Source organism: Streptomyces sp. AB3(2024) (assembly GCF_041862025.1).
In the GTDB taxonomy this organism is placed as follows: Bacteria; Actinomycetota; Actinomycetes; order Streptomycetales; family Streptomycetaceae; genus Streptomyces.
In genome coordinates, this window is the sequence record NZ_JBGWAB010000160.1 from 1 (window position 1) to 16394 (window position 16394).

At 73.4% G+C, this 16394-nt stretch carries 13 protein-coding genes; 10 read left to right on the top strand and 3 right to left on the bottom strand.

The features are described 5' to 3' along the window. Nucleotides 1-159 precede the first annotated feature (159 nt). The 3 genes from ACEPPI_RS36035 to ACEPPI_RS36045 form a co-directional block, all read right to left on the bottom strand. The gene (locus ACEPPI_RS36035; protein ID WP_373919475.1) at nucleotides 160-1470 is read right to left on the bottom strand and encodes a cation:proton antiporter; all 1311 of its coding nucleotides are present in this window, start codon (nucleotides 1468-1470) and stop codon (nucleotides 160-162) included. Continuing rightward, complete coding sequence (locus ACEPPI_RS36040; protein ID WP_373919476.1) at nucleotides 1457-2146, bottom strand: flavin reductase family protein; 690 nt, start codon at nucleotides 2144-2146, stop codon at nucleotides 1457-1459. Before ACEPPI_RS36040 ends, ACEPPI_RS36035 begins: the two co-directional genes overlap by 14 nt. Before the next feature lie 96 nt (nucleotides 2147-2242). Then, complete coding sequence (locus ACEPPI_RS36045; protein ID WP_373919477.1) at nucleotides 2243-3841, bottom strand: tryptophan halogenase family protein; 1599 nt, start codon at nucleotides 3839-3841, stop codon at nucleotides 2243-2245. A gap of 180 nt (nucleotides 3842-4021) precedes the next feature. On the opposite strand from ACEPPI_RS36045, the gene sbnA reads away from it, so the two are divergent. From sbnA to ACEPPI_RS36095, 10 genes are all read left to right on the top strand, one after another. Next, nucleotides 4022-5056 carry a 2,3-diaminopropionate biosynthesis protein SbnA gene (sbnA, locus tag ACEPPI_RS36050; RefSeq protein ID WP_373919478.1) on the top strand — a complete coding sequence of 345 codons (1035 nt, stop codon included), beginning with the start codon at nucleotides 4022-4024 and terminating at the stop codon, nucleotides 5054-5056. A 139-nt stretch (nucleotides 5057-5195) separates the two neighbouring features. Then, the gene (locus ACEPPI_RS36055) at nucleotides 5196-5459 is read left to right on the top strand and encodes an acyl carrier protein (protein ID WP_280914146.1); all 264 of its coding nucleotides are present in this window, start codon (nucleotides 5196-5198) and stop codon (nucleotides 5457-5459) included. After that, a complete protein-coding gene (locus tag ACEPPI_RS36060) occupies nucleotides 5456-6721 on the top strand; it encodes a beta-ketoacyl synthase (protein ID WP_373919479.1) in 1266 nt (421 codons plus the stop codon). The genes ACEPPI_RS36055 and ACEPPI_RS36060 overlap by 4 nt, the downstream gene beginning before the upstream one ends. Continuing rightward, nucleotides 6718-7818 (top strand): beta-ketoacyl synthase N-terminal-like domain-containing protein, encoded by a 1101-nt coding sequence (locus ACEPPI_RS36065; protein WP_373919480.1) that lies wholly within the window; start codon nucleotides 6718-6720, stop codon nucleotides 7816-7818. The genes ACEPPI_RS36060 and ACEPPI_RS36065 overlap by 4 nt, the downstream gene beginning before the upstream one ends. 120 nt (nucleotides 7819-7938) lie before the next feature. Further along, nucleotides 7939-8682, top strand: a complete 744-nt coding sequence (gene fabG, locus ACEPPI_RS36070; protein ID WP_356209294.1) for a 3-oxoacyl-[acyl-carrier-protein] reductase — start codon at nucleotides 7939-7941, stop codon at nucleotides 8680-8682. A 45-nt stretch (nucleotides 8683-8727) separates the two neighbouring features. Beyond that, on the top strand, nucleotides 8728-9447 hold the full coding sequence (locus ACEPPI_RS36075; protein WP_373919481.1) for a 2-hydroxychromene-2-carboxylate isomerase: 720 nt from the start codon (nucleotides 8728-8730) through the stop codon (nucleotides 9445-9447). Next, a complete protein-coding gene (locus tag ACEPPI_RS36080) occupies nucleotides 9444-10934 on the top strand; it encodes a condensation domain-containing protein (RefSeq protein WP_373919482.1) in 1491 nt (496 codons plus the stop codon). Before ACEPPI_RS36075 ends, ACEPPI_RS36080 begins: the two co-directional genes overlap by 4 nt. Then, nucleotides 10931-12166 (top strand): FAD-dependent monooxygenase, encoded by a 1236-nt coding sequence (locus ACEPPI_RS36085; RefSeq protein WP_373919483.1) that lies wholly within the window; start codon nucleotides 10931-10933, stop codon nucleotides 12164-12166. The genes ACEPPI_RS36080 and ACEPPI_RS36085 overlap by 4 nt, the downstream gene beginning before the upstream one ends. Nucleotides 12167-12311: 145 nt before the next feature. Beyond that, complete coding sequence (locus ACEPPI_RS36090; RefSeq protein ID WP_373919484.1) at nucleotides 12312-12539, top strand: MbtH family protein; 228 nt, start codon at nucleotides 12312-12314, stop codon at nucleotides 12537-12539. A gap of 82 nt (nucleotides 12540-12621) precedes the next feature. Further along, nucleotides 12622-16394, top strand: a 3773-nt coding sequence (locus ACEPPI_RS36095; RefSeq protein WP_373919485.1) for an amino acid adenylation domain-containing protein, incomplete at its 3' end; no start/stop codon positions are given.

Here is a 16394-nt window from a genome sequence, read left to right on the forward strand (position 1 = left end):
CGCCACGGTGGGGCGGTGAGCGGCGGACACGTAGGACGGGCATGACGCGCGCACCGCGACCGAGCGGCCGCACCGGTCCCTGGGAGGGGGACGGTACGGCCGCACGGCGGATCGCGCTCAGGGGACGGGAGCCGGTGCGCGTCCCGGTGGGGGCACGCCTCAGGAGATCGCGGCGGCCTTGGCCGGCAACTGCACCGGATCGTGTGCCAGCGGACCGTCGGCCAGGTCGTCGGCCTCCGTGCCCCGCGGCACCTTCCGGCGGATCCAGGACAGCGCGGGAGAGGTGACCGCCGTGGTGAGCAGGGCCATCAGGACCAGCATGGTGAACAGGTCCGGCCCGATCACCCCCAGCTCCAGCCCCAGGTTCAGCACCACCAGCTCGGTCAGACCGCGGCAGTTCATCAGGGCGCCGATCGACATGGCGTCCCGCCAGGACTGGCCGGTGGCCCGCGCCGCGGAGGTGCTGCCGCCCCACTTGCCGAGGAAGGCGACGACCATGATGGCCAGGGCCCACACCCACATCATCGGGTTGGCGACCACGAGCCCCACATCGGTGCGCAGACCGGTGTTGACGAAGAACAGCGGCAGCAGGATCGGGATGGTGAAGGCCCGCAGCCGGGCCGCGCAGAGCTCGATCACCCGGGAGCCGCGCGGGGTGATCACGCCGAAGACGAAGGCACCGAACAGCGCGTGCACGCCGATCTTGTCGGTGGTGAAGGCCGACAGGCACAGCCCGCTGAACAGCACGACCAGCACGACGGAGTCCACCGTACGGGCGGCCCGCGCGGCCCACTTGGCCAGCAGTGGCCGGACGGCGTAGATCATGAAGGCCAGGAACAGGGCCGCCAGGGCCGCCGTGGTGGCCGCCTCGACGGGGGAGCTGCTGGTGCTGACCGCGACCACCGCGGCCAGCAGGCACCAGGCGGTCACGTCGTCCACCGCCGCGCAGGCCATGGCCAGGGCGCCGATCCGGGTGTTGTAGAGCCCCCGGTCGGTCAGGATCCGGGCCAGCACCGGGAACGCGGTGATGCTCATCGACACCGCGATGAACAGGACGAACGCGATCTTGGAGACCCCCTTGGGGGCCAGCGTGTCGAACATCAGCAGGGCCAGCCCGGAGCCGAGGACCAGCGGGAGCGCGATGCTCGCCTGACTGACCGCGATGGCGGTACGGCTGTGCCCGCGCAGGGCGGAGAGGTTGAGCTCCAGTCCCACCAGGAACATGAACGCCAGCAGACCCAGATTTCCGAACGCCCCGGTGAACGGCAGGACCGTCCCGGGGAACAGCCATGTCTGGGCCGAGGGCCACAGCCAGCCGAGGAGCGAGGGGCCCAGCAGGATGCCGACGGCGATCTCACCGACCACCGGCGGCTGACCGAGGCGGCGGAAGAGCATCGCGCCGGCCTTGCAGGAGATGATGACCGCGGGGATCGCGATCAGCAGGTCGGGAAGCGGGTCACGGGCGGACACGGGCGGCCTCCTTGGCGGCGGCGGGCGGCGCCGAAGCGGCGGGCAGGACCGAAGCAGCCGAATCGGCCGGTGGGGTGGGGGCGGGCGGGGCTGGTATCGCCGGCAGGGGTGGGGCGGCGGCGGGCGGGCCGGGCACGGCGGTGGCATCGGTCCAGCGGGCGTACCTGCGCTTGCCGTACAGCAGGGGCTCCTCCCCGTCGTGCAGCGAGACCCGGGTGACCCGGACGAACACCGCGGTGTGGTCGCCGAACTCGACGGCCTCGACCACCTCGCCGTCGGCGACGGCGTGCGAGGCCGCCGCCAGGTGCGGGCCGCCGGCCCCCAGCGGGAGCCGCCACTCGGTCCGGGCGAAGCGGTCCGGGGCGCCCGAGGCGAACAGGTCGGAGACGGGACGGGCGTTCTCGTGGAGCAGGTTGACGGCCACCTGGCCGGTTTCCAGCACGGCCCGGACGGTCGGGCTCTGCGTGCGCAGGCACAGCACGATGGTGGGCGGGGAGAGGGCCACGCTGGCCAGGGAGCTGCAGGTCATACCGCGCGGCTCGGAATCCGTACCGATCGTGGTGATCACCGAGACGCCGGACGGGAACGCCGACATCAGGGGGCGGATGTCGGCTTCGGCCGCGCCGTCGGACCGATCGGCGCGCAGGGACGGGGAGGGCTGGGAGGTACGGGACATCTGTGGGACTCCTGGGGATCGGGGTGCGGCGCGGGCCCGGAAGCCGGAGGGAGGGGCCGGCTCCGGGCCTGCGCACCGGAAGGAAGCGACCGCGGACTAGCCGTGCAGCTTGCGCAGGTAGTCGTAGGTGCTCGGCAGCGTGTCGAGGAGGTGCTCCTGCTCCTGCTTGACCTTGCCGAACATGGCCTCGGCGCCCGCCACGGAATCGGGCTTGTGCGCGAGGATCGGCAGGGGGGCGTCCGGTTCGAGGCCGAGGCCGGCGAAGACGCAGTAGTAGCTGCCGTTGGTCCAGAAGTTCCGGAATTCCGCCTCGAAGTTCCCGTAGTACGTGGACTCGTCGGCGATCGGGGAGTTGATCGCCAGGCCGGCCTTGTACGCGGAGATCTTCTCCTGGATGTTCTTCGGCAGCGTGAGTTCCTTGTTCGCCCGCCAGAACGGCGTGTCATTGCGCGGCGCGTAGTAGAAGTGCGCCTGGATGAAGTCGCGGGTGTCGTCGAACATCACCTCGATCTCGTGGTTGAAGCTGTTGGCCAGCTCCGGGTTGAAGGTGCGGTCCGGGAAGTGCTTGGCCAGCTGGTAGATGGCCGCGGTGATGAAGTAGATCCCGGTCGATTCCAGCGGCTCCAGGAACGCGGAGGAAAGACCGATGCTCACCACGTTGTTCACCCAGGCGCGACGGTTGCGGCCCACCCGGAACTTCACGTGGTTGAACTTCGTCGTCTCCGGGTCGAGGCCCCACAGCGCGCTGAATTCCTTGGTCGCCTCCTCCTTGGTCGTGAACTTGCTGGAGTAGACGTAGCCGGAGCCGAAACGGCCCAGCATCGGGATCTTCCAGGTCCAGCCGGAGGACATCGCGATGGCGGAGGTGTACGGCTCGATGCCGTTGGCCTCGTCGTCGTGCGGAACGGCGGTGGCGACGGCGCTGTCACACAGCAGGTGGTCGCTCATGTCGATGAACGGCTCTTCGAGGGCCTGGTTGATGAGCAGGCCGCGGAAGCCGGAGCAGTCCACGAACAGGTCGGCCTCCAGGACCCCGCCGTCCTTGGTGTGCAGGGCCTTGATGAAGCCGCGCTCGTCCTTCTCCGCGTGGGTCATCTCGCCCTGCACGTGGTTGACGCCCTGCTTCTCGGTGGCGAAGCGGCGCAGGAAGTCGGCGACCAGGGCCGCGTCGAAGTGCCAGGCGTAGCGGGTGGACGGGGTGCCGTCGAGCCACTTCGGGGACTTCTTCGCGTCCATGACCGGGGGCTCGCGGAAGCACGCGTAGTCGAACGGCTCCTCGGTCTGGCCCTCCAGCTTCCGCTTGGCCCAGTAGTGCGACATCGGGACGTTGTCGCTGTCCGGCAGGATGCCGAACGGGTGGTAGAAGTGGTCCGGGCCGCCGTTCTCCAACTCCCGCGCGTTCGGCTCGCCCTGGCCGCCGGTTCTCCAGTTGACGAAGCGGACGGCCATCTTGAAGCTGGCGTTGCACTCCCGCATCCACTCCTCCTCGGCGATGCCGAGGTATTCGAAGAGGACCTTGTGCAGGTTCGGGACGGTGGCTTCACCGACACCGATCCGCGGGATCGCCGGAGCCTCCAGGACCGTGATGTCCACGGTGCCCTGGAGCGCCTTTCCGAGATAGGCGGCGGTCATCCAGCCGGCGGTTCCGCCGCCCAGGATGACGACTTTCTGAATGCGCGAGTCGGTGCCGGTCATGTGAGGGACTCTCTCTTCCGTCTTCATGGGGGACTTCCGTGGTGCGATGTGGAAGAGATTCAGGCCATCGACTATGCGCCACCTATAACCGGCCGTATGGCATCGATATAGCAGATTGGCCGAATCTCAATCACGCTGTATTCGCACCCCGCAACTCCCAGCAGAGGATGGCTGCATCAGATGCCGTACGAAGAAGGGACGAAGGGAATCCTCTCCACCGTGGGAGGAACTCCGCTCATCGAACTGGAGCGTTTGCTGCCGGGCCTCGGCTCGCGGGTGTTCGCCAAGGTGGAGCGGTTCAATCCCGGAGGAAGTATCAAGGACCGCTCCGCACTCTCCATGGTGCTGGCGCGCATCAGAACCGGGGAGCTCGTACCCGGCAAATCAACCGTGATCGAGTCGAGTTCCGGCAATCTCGCGATCGGGCTCGCCCAGATCTGCGGGTATTTCGGACTGCGCTTCATCTGCGTGGTGGACGCCAGGACGACCCGGCAGAACGTCGCGATCCTGCGGGCCTACGGAGCCGAGGTCGAGATCGTCGTCGACCCCGATCCGGCCACCGGTGAACTGCTGCCGGCCCGGCTCCGCCGGGTGGCCGACCTCGTCGCCGTGACGCCCGACGCCTACTGGCCCGACCAGTACTCCAACCCCCTCAACCCCATCGCCCACCAGAACACGATGCGCGAGATCGCCGAGGCCCTCGACGGTCGCGTCGACCAGCTCATCGTGGCCGCGGGCACCAGCGGGACCCTGGGCGGCTGCGCCGAGTACATCCGCCGGCACGGGATGAACACCACGATCAACGCGGTGGACGCCATCGGCAGCGTGCTCTTCGGCCCGCAGGAGCGCCGCACCCGGCTCATCCCGGGCCACGGTGCCTCGGTGGTGCCCCGGCTGCTGCGTCCCTCGGACGCGGACCGGGTCATCCACGTCGGCGACCTCGACTGCGTCGTCGGCTGCCGGCGCCTCGTCCGCGACGAGGCGGTGCTCGCCGGCGGCTCCTCCGGGGCCGTCGTCGCGGCACTGGAACGGATCGCCCCCGACATCATCCCCGGCTCGAACGTGGTGCTCGTCCTGCCCGACGGCGGCGACCGCTACCTAGAGACGATCTACGACGACGCTTGGGTGTACCGCCAGTTCGGCGAGGTCTCGCACCTCTGGAAGGAGCCCCGCTCCGCGGGCCTCACTCCGCACCTGGTGGATATAGGCCACTGATAGCGGCCCCTTTCACCATCGAAGCATCGCACCACCGCTGGCCCCGCCAGCCCCCCACCCCCGACACCCCACCGGGCGCCCACCCGGGACGGCACCGGCAGGTCCGCCGCGGACCGCCCTTCACCTGGAGGAACATCAGATGACCACCCAGATCCCCGCCCTCGACGCCGGGCGCAAGGAGCAGATCAAGGAAATCGTCTGCGACATCCTCGAACTCGACCTCGACGAGGTGACCGAGACGAGCCTCTTCAAGGAGGAGCACGACGCGGACTCCCTGCGCACCATCGAGATCCTGGCCTCGTTGGAGCGCGTCTTCGGCATCACGCTGGAGCAGTCCGAGCTCAGCCGCATGGTCAACCTGGTCGGCGTCTACGCCGTGATCGCGGAGGCCGAGGGCAAGTGACCACCGAGACGGCCGCGACGGGGCAGCGGACCGCTGCCCGGCACCGGGTGGTGATCACGGGTCTCGGTGTCGTGACGAGCATCGGCACCGGCGTGGACGCCTTCGCCGAGGGCCTGCGCGCCGGACGCAGCGGGGCCAAGCCCATCAGTGCGTTCGACACCACCGGCTTCGCCCACGCCAACGCCTGCGAGATCACCGACTTCGAGCCGGAGGCCTGGCTGCGCGAGCTGCCGGCCGACGAGCTCGGCCGGGCCGCCCAGTTCGCGGTCGCCGGGGCCCGGATGGCGGTGGCCGACGGCGGTCTCACCGAGGCGGACGTCCGGGCCAGGCGCTCCCTGGTCTCGGTCGGCACCACCGACGGCGAGTCCCGCGATCTGGACCACCTCACCGGGCTCCAGGTCGCCGGGGACGAGGACACCCTCGATCCGGTGGTCGCCCGCCGCGTCTGGCCGGGCCGGCTCTCCGCCGGCATCGTCCGCGAACTCGGCCTGGAGGACGTGGAGACGGTCACCGTCCCCACCGCCTGCGCCGCCGGGAACTACGCGGTCGGCTACGGCTACGACGCGATCAGCTCCGGAGACGTGGAGATGGCCCTGTGCGGCGGGGCCGACGCCCTGTGCCGCAAGACGTTCACCGGCTTCTACCGGCTCGGCACCATCGCCCCCGACGTGTGCCGGCCCTTCGACGCCGACCGGCAGGGCATCCTCACGGGCGAGGGCGCCGGCATCCTGCTCATGGAGTCGCTGGAGTCCGCGCTGGCCCGCGGCGCCCGGATCTACGCCGAGGTCCTCGGCTACGGCCTGTCCTGCGATGCCAGCCACCCCGTCGCCCCCGACCGGGACTCGATCGCCCGCTGCATCACCGCGGCGCACGCCAACGCCGGGATCACCCCCGCCGATGTGGACTTCATCTCCGCGCACGGCACCGGGACCAGGGCGAACGACGTCACCGAGGTCGGCGCGATCCGTCAGGTGTTCGGCGAGGACCTGCCGCGCACCGTCTCCATCAAGTCGATGATCGGCCACACCATGGGCGCCGCCAGCGCCCTGGCCTCGGCGGCCTGCGCCCTCGCCCTGCGCGAGGGGTTCATCCCGCCCACCATCAACCACCGCACCACCGACCCCGAGTGCGGCGTGGACTGCGTACCGAACGAGGCGGTCGAAGCCGACCTCAAGGTCGTGCAGAACAACGGACTCGCCTTCGGCGGCAACAACGCCGTACTGGTCCTCGGCCACTGGGAAGACAGGAGCGCAGTCGCATGACGCAAACAGCGGCGGCGCAGCCCCGCGAGCGCCGGCTCGTCATCTCGGGCTGGGCCGTGACCTCCCCGTACGGCCTGGGCCGCCGGTCCTTCGCCGAGGGACTCCTGGCCGGGACCACGGCGACCTCCGCCGTCGACGGCGGGCAGTGGCCGGTCCCCTACGGGGAAGCGGGCCTCATCCCGGGCTTCGACATCAAGGCGGTGCTCGGCCGCAAGGGAACCCGCTCCATGGACCGGGCCACCGGGATCGCCGTCGTCACCGTCGGCGAGCTCCTGGAGGACTTCGGCCAGGGCCTGGCCGCCGACCCGGAGAAGACCGGGCTGGTGCTCGGCACCTCCGGCAGCGTCCAGTCCATCATGGACTTCACCCGGGACGCCCTGACGGGGGAGAAGCCCTACCTCGTCGACCCGGCCCGGTTCCCCAACACGGTGATGAACTGCCCGACGGGCCAGAGCGCCATCCGGCACACCCTCAAGGGCCCCAACGTCACCGTCTCCGGCGGCTCGGCCACCGGCCTGCTGGCCCTGAACTACGCCTCCCGGCTGCTGCGCGGCGGCCACGCCAACGCGCTGCTGGCCGGCGCGGCCGAGGAGTTCTCCGTCCAGCGGGCCCGCCTGGAGCGGGTCGCCGACCACGGCGGGGCCGAGGCCGACCCGCTCGGCGAGGGCGCCGCGCTGTTCCTGCTGGAAAGCGGGGAGGCCGCCCGCGAGGGAGGCCGCAGGGTGCTCGCCACCGTCCTCGGTTCCCGCTTCCGGGCCTTCCCGGAGAGCGGACGCGCCGGGGCCGCGCTGGCCCGCTGCGTCGCCGAGGTGCTCGCCGACGCGGGCGTGGGCCCCGAGGACGTCGCCCTGATCGCACCGGGCACTCCGCCGGGGCAGCTCGGCAAGCAGGAGGAGTCCGCGCTGGAGGGGATCGGCGGCGAGCGGATCGCCGTACGCCCGCTCGTCGGCGACGCGACCGCCGCCTCGGCCGCCTTCCAGCTGGCCGCGGTCCTGGCGCACGCCGGTGCGGAGCCCGCCCTGGTGGACCGGCTCGCGCTGGTCACCGCCCTGGACCGGGACGGCACCGTCGGAGCCACCCTGCTGAGGCTCGGCTGAGACCGACGGGGGGCGCACGGCACCGCGCCCCCCGGCCCCGTACACCGCACCCCGCGCACCATCCCCCGCGCGCGTACACGCGTACGCGCACCCGCGTCCCGAAGAGAGAGGCATCTATCCATGTCCGAGACACCGAGGCCGGTAGCCCTCGTCACCGGCGGCTCGCGCGGCATCGGCCGGGCCGTGGTGGAGACCCTGGCACGGGACGGCCACGACGTGGCCTTCTGCTACCAGTCCAACGAGGAGGCCGCCGAGCTCGCCGCGAAGGCCGCCCGGGAGCTGGGGGCGCGGGTGCTGGCCGGCCGCGTGGACGTCACGGACCGCGAGCAGGTCCGGGCCTTCACCGCGCGGGCCGAGGCCGAACTGGGCCCGGTGGAGGTGCTGGTCACCGCCGCCGGCATCGTCCGCGACGGCCACCTCGCGATGATGAAGGACGAGGACTGGGACGCGGTGGTCCGCACCAACCTCGACGGCACCTTCAACTTCGCCAAGGCGCTGGCCTTCCCGATGATGAAGCGCCGCCGCGGCACCATCATCACCCTCTCCTCGGTCGCCGCCGCCGGCAACGCCACGCAGAGCAACTACTCCGCGACCAAGGCCGGGATCATCGGCTTCACCAAGGCCCTGGCCAAGGAGTCCGGCCGCAGCGGCCTGCGGGCCAACGCCGTCGCCCCCGGATTCATCGCCACCGACATGGTCGGGGGCCTGTCCGAGAAGCACGCCAAGGAGATGACGGCCCGGATCCCGCTGGGCCGCTTCGGCGAGGCGCACGAGGTCGCCGAGCTGGTGTCCTTCCTGGCCTCCGACCGCGCCGCGTACATCACCGGACAGGTCTTCCACATCGACGGCGGTCTGGTCGTCTGACCGGCCCCACCAGTCCGACCAGCCTGATTCACAGAGGAGTTCGACATGGCCGGCCGTGCCGCCAAACCGCCCCGGTTCTACTTCAACCTGCGCAGCCCCTACAACTTCTTCGCCCTGCACGACCTGGAGCGCCAGCACCCCGGTCTGCTCGACCGGGTCGAGTGGCGCCCCTTCTGGGAGCCCGACGAGACCAGCGCCAAGCTGCTGGACGAGGCCGGCGGGCAGTTCCCGTACACCCCCATGACCCGTGCCAAGCAGTTCTACATCCTGCGTGACGTACGCCGCCTCGCAGCCGAGCGCGACCTGGCGCTGACCTGGCCGGCCGACCGCGAGCCGTGGTGGGAGCCGGCCCACCTGACCTGGTTCCTCGCCGTGGACGCGGGCCTGGGCCGGGAGTGGGTGGCCCGCGCCGGCCGGGCCCGCTGGCTGGAGGGACGCGACATCTGCGACCCCGCGACCGTCCTCGAACTGGCCGTGGAGATCGGCCTCGACGCCGACGCGGTGGCCGCCGCCACCGACAGCCCGGAACTGCGCGAGCGGGCCGTCACCGCCCTGCTGGACGTGCACCGCGACGGCGTCTTCGGCGTCCCGTTCTTCGTCAACGGCAGTGAGCCCTACTGGGGCCTGGACCGGGTGGCCGCCTTCGCCTCCTCCTTCGGGGACGCCGCCCCCGCGGCCCCCGCCGCGCAGCCCGCCGAGGCGGAGCTCGCGGTGGTCGGCGCCGGGCGCACCACGGACATGAGCCACGCGGGAGGCTGCGGATGACCGCCGTGACCGCCGTGACGGACACCACCGCCGGGACGCCCGGCGCCGCGCGGGCACTGCCCCTGACCGCGATCCAGCAGTCCATGTGGACCGCCTACCGGGTCTCCCCCGAGGCCTCCGCCTACAACATCGTCATGCCGCTGCGGCTGCGCGGCCGGGTCGACCCCGCCGCCATGGACGCCGCCGTCACCGCCGTCGGCGCCCGCCAGGAGCTGCTGCGCTCGGTGTTCACCGAGAACACCGAAGGGGTCCGCCGCACCGTCGGCGAACAGCCCCTGGTACGGATGGAGTTCCGCGACCTCCACGGCGCCGGCGAGGAGGCCCTGCACCGGGCCGCCGAGGAGGCCGGGGCCCGGCCCTTCCGCCTGGAGTCCGCGGCCTTCCGCGTGGTGCTGCTGCGCAACACCGACGAGGACTGGGCGCTGGTCACCTCCGCCCACCACATCGTCAGCGACTTCACCTCGCGCTGGCTGCTGGTGCGCGACGTCCTCGACGCCTACGAGGGCTTCGCGTCCGGGCAGGAACCCCGCTGGCGGCCCATCCCCGGTTCCTACGCCGACCACGCCGCCGAGGAGCTGCGCTACACCGCCTCCGCGTCGGGCCTGCGGGCGGCCGAGCTGTGGCAGGAGTCGGTGGGGCGGGCCCCCGCCGCCGAACTCCCCCTGGACCGGCCCCGGCCCGCGCTGCGCTCCTACCGGGGCGGCACCGTCGTACGGCAGCTGGCCGCGGAGAGCGCCGCCGCCCTGGCCCCGGCCGCCGCCGTTGCGGGGGTGACCCCCTTCGCCTACCTCCTCGGCGTCTTCCAGGCCCTGACCCACCGCTGGACCGGCCAGGAGGCCTTCGTGCTCGGGGTCCCGGCCACCAGCCGGATGGGCCGCGCGCAGCGGGACGTGATCGGCTGCTTCCTCAACACCATGCCGGTGCGGGCCGACTTCACCGCCGGCTCCACCTTCCGCAGCGCGGCCGAGCAGGCCGGGCAGCGGGTGATGGGCGGCATGATGGGCGTCCGCTACCCGTGCGCGCTGGCCTTCCCCCGGGCCACGGTGTTCCGCACCGCCCTGTTCCTCGTCCAGATGGACCGGATGGAACCGCCCGTGCCGAACGTCGCGCCGGGCGCCGCCGAGGGACCCTCCGTCCCGTACGCCGGGCTGGACATCGCCCTGATCGACGTCCCGCAGCAGGAGGGCCAGCTGGACCTGCTGCTGCGCATCGAGCAGACACCCGAGGGGGTCACCGCGGTCTTCTCGTACGACACGGACGTGCTGGACCGCGAGACGGTCGCGCGCTTCGCCGACGGGTACGAGCGGATGCTGGCGGCTGCCGTCGCCGAGCCGGACACCCGCGTCGCCGACGTGGAGCTGGCGGGCGCGGGGGAGCTGGAGGCGCTGCTGGCCCTGGGCTCCGCGGGAGGGGCCGGCGCGGACTTCGCCTCCTTCGACTCCGCCGACGAGTTCGAGTCCTTCGAGAGCGCCTGGGAGTACCGGTGAGCCTCGAAGTGGCCGTGATCGGCGCGGGCCTGGGCGGTCTCACCGCCGCCGCGGCCCTGTACGCCCGGGGCCTGGACGTCACCGTGTACGAGCGGGGCGGGGCCCTGCGCGAGCAGGGGGTGGGCATGCACCTGGGCCCCAACGGCACCCGGCTGCTGGAGCGCCTCGGCCTCGGCCCGCGCCTGGCCGAGCTGGCGGTCCGCCCCGAGGCCCTGGAGGTCCGGGCCTTCCACAACGGCGCGCGGGTCGCCGTACAGGAGATGGGCGAGGCCTGGGAGCGGCAGTTCGGCGCGCCCTACCTCACCGTCCACCGCGGCGACCTGCACCGGATGCTCGCGGGACTGGTGCCCGGCGAGCGGGTGCGCACCGGCAAGGAGCTCGTCCGTCACGAGGAGGGCCCCGACGGGGTGCTCCTGGAGTTCGCCGACGGCACCACGGGCCGGGCCGACGTCCTGGTCGGCGCCGACGGGGTCCACTCGGCGGTGCGCCGCGCGGTGGCCGGCGCGGACGCCCCCGTGTACTCCGGCAACAGCGCGCTGCGGGGGCTGGTGGACGCGGCGGACGTGCCCTCGCTGGACCCGGGCCGGATGTACATGTTCGCGGGCCCCGAGTCCCGGGTGCTGTGCTACCCGGTCGACGGCGGACGGCAGTTCACCTACGTGGTGGTCACCCCCGCCGACGAGGGCGACGCCGAGTCCTGGACCAGCGCCGGCGACCGGGCCGACCTGGACGCCGTCCTCACCGGCTGGGCGCCCGAGGTGCGCGAGCTGGTCGGCGCCGCGGGCGAGGTCCGCCGCTGGGCCCTCTACGACCGGGCCCCGCTGGAGCGGTGGAGCACCTCCCGGGTGACCCTGCTCGGGGACGCGGCCCACCCGATGCTGCCCCACCACGGACAGGGCGCCAACCAGGCCGTCGAGGACGGCGTGGCGCTCGCCCTGTGCCTCGCCCGCGGGGGCGAGGACGCGCGGGGCGTCGCCGACGCCCTGGAGCGCTACGAGTCGCTGCGCCGCCCGCACACCACGAAGGTCCAGCTCGGATCGCGCACGGGCCGTCCCGCCCCGGGCGCGGGCGGCCGGTCCGGTGGCGTCAAGGAGGCGGCGGCGGACGTCGGCTGGATCCTCGGCCACGACGTCGAGGCCGCCTTCGAGGCCGCCTTCGAGGCCGCCCTCCCGACGCCCCTCCAGGGCGCTGCCGACACCACCGGCACCGGCCTGAGCGGCGCCGCCGCCTGACCCGCCACGCCCGCGCACCCCAGGGCCCCCGAAGCCGACAGGCATCGGGGGCCCTGCCGCGTTCCGGCACGTATATGCGCTCGATAGGGCATCGATAGCGGCCTCTTCAAGGATGGCGGCACCTGACCACGCGAAGGGAACAGCGATGAGCGAACAGCAGAACGAGACCCAGGCGGACACGGTCCACCGCGTCGTCCTCAACGACGAGGAGCAGTACTCGATCTGGTGGGCCGACCGCGACCTGCCCGCCGGCTGGCACGCCGAGGGCACCGAGGGCACCCGCGAGGAATGCCTCGCCCGGATCACCGAACTGTGGACCGACCTGCGCCCCGCGAGCCTGCGCCGCCGGATGTCCGCGGGCTCCGCCGCCTGACCACCCGGACGTGCGGGCCACCCGGGCGCCCCGGCCCCGGAAAGCGGCCGACGCCACCCCCGATCCCGATGAAGGAGAGAACGTGAACGACCGTACGCAGTCGGGATCCGCCCCCGGCCGTCTGCTGCTGCCCGGCCTGTTCAGGGCCCAGGCCACCCGCACCCCCGAAGCCCCCGCCGTCCTCGTCACCACGGGGGCCGCCTGGACCTACGCCGACCTGGAGCACCACGCCGCCCGCTACGCAGCCGCCCTGCGGGCCGGCGGAGTGGCGCCCGGCGACTTCGTCGGCGTCTGCCTGCCGCGCGGCCCCGAGCTCATCGCCGCGCTGCTCGGCGTCTGGTTCGCCGGCGGCGCCTACGTCCCGCTCGACCCGACCTACCCCGAGGCCCGGCTCGCGCTGGTCCTGGAGGACGCCGGCGCAGGCGTCGTCCTCGCCGGTCACGGCACCGCCGCGCGGCTGCCCGCCGGACTCACCGTCCTGGACGTCGCCGACGCCCCCGACTCCGTGTCCGCCGCCGAGGCCGCCGGCTTCCCGCTCGCCCCCGACCCGGCCCGGCCCGCGTACGTCCTGCACACCTCCGGCTCCACCGGCCGCCCCAAGGGCGTGCTCGTCCCGCACGCCGGCATCGCCAACCGGGTGCGCTGGCTGGCCCACCGGCACAAGCTCGGCCCCGCCGACCGCTTCCTCCTCAAGACCACCGTCGGCTTCGACGCGGCCGGCCTGGAACTCTTCTCGCCACTGATCAGCGGGGGAGCGGTGGCCGTGGCCCCCCAGGACGCCGAACGCGACCCGGCCGCGCTGCTGCGCGCCGTCGGCGACCACAAGGTGACCGTCCTGCAGGGCGTCCCCTCCGTCTACCGGCGCCTGGCCGAACAGTCCGGCTGGGAGCGCGCCACCGCCCTGCGCCTGATCTTCAGCGCGGGCGAGTCGCTGCACGCCGAACTCTGCCGCGCCCTCGCCGAACTGGCCCCGCGCGCCGAGATCTGGAACACCTACGGTCCCACCGAAGCCTCCGTCGACATCACCGAGCACCGCTGGGACCCCGCGCAGGAGACCGGCGCCGTCCCCATCGGCCGCCCCATCGCCCACATGCGCGCCCTCGTCCTCGACCCGGCCGGCCGTCCCGTCCCGGTCGGCGTCCCCGGCGAACTGCACGCCGGGGGCATCGGCCTGGCCCTCGGCTACCAGGGCCGCCCCGACCAGACCGCCGAACGCTTCCTCCCCGACCCCTACGGCCCGCCCGGCGAGCGGCTCTACCGCACCGGCGACCGGGTCCGCTGGCAGGCCGACGGCACCCTGGAGTACCTCGGCCGCCTCGACCACCAGGTCAAGGTCAACGGGGTGCGCATCGAGACCGGCGAGGTCGAGGCCGCGCTGATAGCCCACCCGTGGGTGCGCGGCGCCGTCGCCGCCGCCGTCCCCGACGGCGACGGCGGACACCGCCTCGTCGCCTGGGTCCGCTCCCGCGGCGAGCGGCTGCGCCCCGAGGAACTGCGCACCTTCCTGCGCCGCTCCCTGCCCGACCCGCTGATCCCGTCCGTGTACGTGCCCGTCGCCGACTTCCCGCTCACCGCCAACGGCAAGATCGACCGCTCCGCCCTGCCCGAGCCCGCCTCCGCGGCGGCCGAGGCGGAGACCGCGCACGTCCCCGTACGCACCGCCGCCGAGCGGGTCGTCGCCGAGCAGTGGGCCGCCCTCCTGGACATCCCCGCCGCCCGGATCGGCGCCACCAACGACTTCTTCCAGCTCGGCGGGGCCTCCCTGCTGCTGAGCCGGCTGGCCCAGGCCCTGACCGCCGCCTCCGGCACCACGGTCCCGCTGCGCGCCCTGTTCACCGCCACCACCGTCGAGTCGCAGGCCGCCCTGCTGGCCGACGCCCCCGCCCTCGCGGGCACCGCCGGCCCGGACGCCGCCACGGCCGCAGCCGCCGACGAGGGCGTCCGGCCCGTGCCCCGCACCGGAGCGGGACTGCCGCTCTCGCCGGGCCAGCAGGGCCTGTGGCTGATGGACCGGATGCGCCCCGGCAGCGCCGAGTGGAACGCGCCCGTCTTCATCACCCTGCCGCCCGGCTACGCCGACGACACCGTCGCGGCGGCCCTGCACGGACTCGCCGAGCGCCACGAGATCCTGCGCACCCGCTACGTCCTGCGCGGCACCGAGCCGGTCCAGATCGCCGACCCCGCCCCGCACATCGAGCTGCGCACCACCCGCGCCGAGACCGCCGAGGCCCGCAACGTCCTGATCGAGGACGAGTTCAGCCGCCCCTTCGACCTGGAGAACGGGCCCGTCTGGCGCGCCCTGACCGTCCGCGGCGCCGGCTCCCTCCACCTGATCCTGTCCATCCACCACATCGCCTGCGACGGCTGGTCCTCGGTGGTCCTGGAGCGCGACCTGCTGGCCCTCGCCGAGGCCGCGCACCACGGCACCGGCGCCGTGCTCCCCGCCCTGCCGGTCCAGTACGCCGACCACGCCGTCCACCAGCGCCGCCGGCTGACGGGATCCGCCGCGACCGAGGAGCTGGCCCACTGGAAGCGGGCCCTGGAGGGGGCCGTCCCCGCCGACCTGCCCGCGGACCGGGCCCGTCCGGCCGTCCGCGACGGCATCGGCGCCGCCCACGTGTTCACCGTCCCCGCCGCACTCGCCGACCGGGCCGCCGCCTTCGGGCGCGGCCACGGGGCGACCCTCCAGCAGACCCTGCTGACCGTCTTCGGGACGCTCGTCGCCCGGCTCACCGGCCAGTGGGACGTGCCGGTCGGCGTGCCCGTCGCCGGCCGGGAGCGGCCGGAGGTCGCCGATGTCGTCGGCTTCTTCCTCAACACGCTGGTGATGCGCTGCGACGCCCCGGCCGACGCCACCTTCGAGGAGGCGCTGATCCGGGTCCGGGACACCGCCCGCAGTGCCTTCGCCCACCAGGACCTGCCCTTCGACCGCCTCGTCGCCGAGCTCGACGACACCCGCGACCCCGGCCGCACCCCCCTCTACCAGGTCATGTTCGACCTGCACGAGGAGGGCCGGACCGGTATGGCCGCCTCCGAGGGCGACATCGAGGCCTTCCGCGGGGCCTGGCGCAGCGCCCGTACCGACCTCACGTTCGTGCTCCAGCGCCAGGGCGACGGCTCCCTGCTCGGCCTGGTCGAGTACGCCACCTCCCTCTTCGACCCGGCCACCGTGGAGCGCTTCGCGGCCGGCTGGGTGCGGCTGCTGGAGTCCCTGACCGCCGAGCCGCGGGTGCGCCTGGACCGGGCCGCGCTGCTGCCCGACGCCCTGCGCGAGGAGATCCTCGCCCTCGGCCCCGGCGCCCCCGAGCCCGGCACCTCCGCCGCGGCCGACGACCTCGTCCACACCGTGATTTCCGCCGTCGCCCGCGCCAACCCCGAGGAGACCGCCGTCGTCTGCGGCGGCGAGAGCTGGACCTATGCCCGCCTGGAGCGCCGTGCCGAGGCATTCGCCCGGCGGCTCGGCGAACTGGGCGCCGGCCCCGAGACGACGGTCGCCGTCATGCTCGGCCGCACCCCCGACCTGATCGCCGCCTACCTCGGCGTCTGGAAGGCCGGCGCCGCCTGGGTGCCGCTCGACGCTGCCGCGCCGGTCGAACGCCTCGGCTACGTCCTGGACGACGCCGGGGCCCGGCTCCTGGTCTCCGACCTGGCGGGCGCCGCCCGGCTGCGCGGCCACCACGACGGGCCCTGGCTGGCCGTCGACACCGACGAGCGCCTCGCCGCCCTGGAGTCCGACTCCGTGCGGGCGGCCGACGGCGGCACGACGCCCCCGCCGGAGCCTGTGCCCGCCGCCGACCGTCCGGGCATCGGGCCCGCCGCCCGGACCCCCGGTGCCGGCTTCGCCGCCGCCGCGGG

Bases quoted from the DNA above. Each gene is read 5' to 3' on its own strand.
- ACEPPI_RS36040 (WP_373919476.1), bottom strand. From the start codon at position 2,146: ATGTCCCGTACCTCCCAGCCCTCCCCGTCCCTGCGCGCCGATCGGTCC.
- ACEPPI_RS36045 (WP_373919477.1), bottom strand. From the start codon at position 3,841: ATGACCGGCACCGACTCGCGCATTCAGAAAGTCGTCATCCTGGGCGGC.
- sbnA (WP_373919478.1), top strand. From the start codon at position 4,022: ATGCCGTACGAAGAAGGGACGAAGGGAATCCTCTCCACCGTGGGAGGA.
- ACEPPI_RS36055 (WP_280914146.1), top strand. From the start codon at position 5,196: ATGACCACCCAGATCCCCGCCCTCGACGCCGGGCGCAAGGAGCAGATC.
- ACEPPI_RS36065 (WP_373919480.1), top strand. From the start codon at position 6,718: ATGACGCAAACAGCGGCGGCGCAGCCCCGCGAGCGCCGGCTCGTCATC.
- fabG (WP_356209294.1), top strand. From the start codon at position 7,939: ATGTCCGAGACACCGAGGCCGGTAGCCCTCGTCACCGGCGGCTCGCGC.
- ACEPPI_RS36075 (WP_373919481.1), top strand. From the start codon at position 8,728: ATGGCCGGCCGTGCCGCCAAACCGCCCCGGTTCTACTTCAACCTGCGC.
- ACEPPI_RS36080 (WP_373919482.1), top strand. From the start codon at position 9,444: ATGACCGCCGTGACCGCCGTGACGGACACCACCGCCGGGACGCCCGGC.
- ACEPPI_RS36090 (WP_373919484.1), top strand. From the start codon at position 12,312: ATGAGCGAACAGCAGAACGAGACCCAGGCGGACACGGTCCACCGCGTC.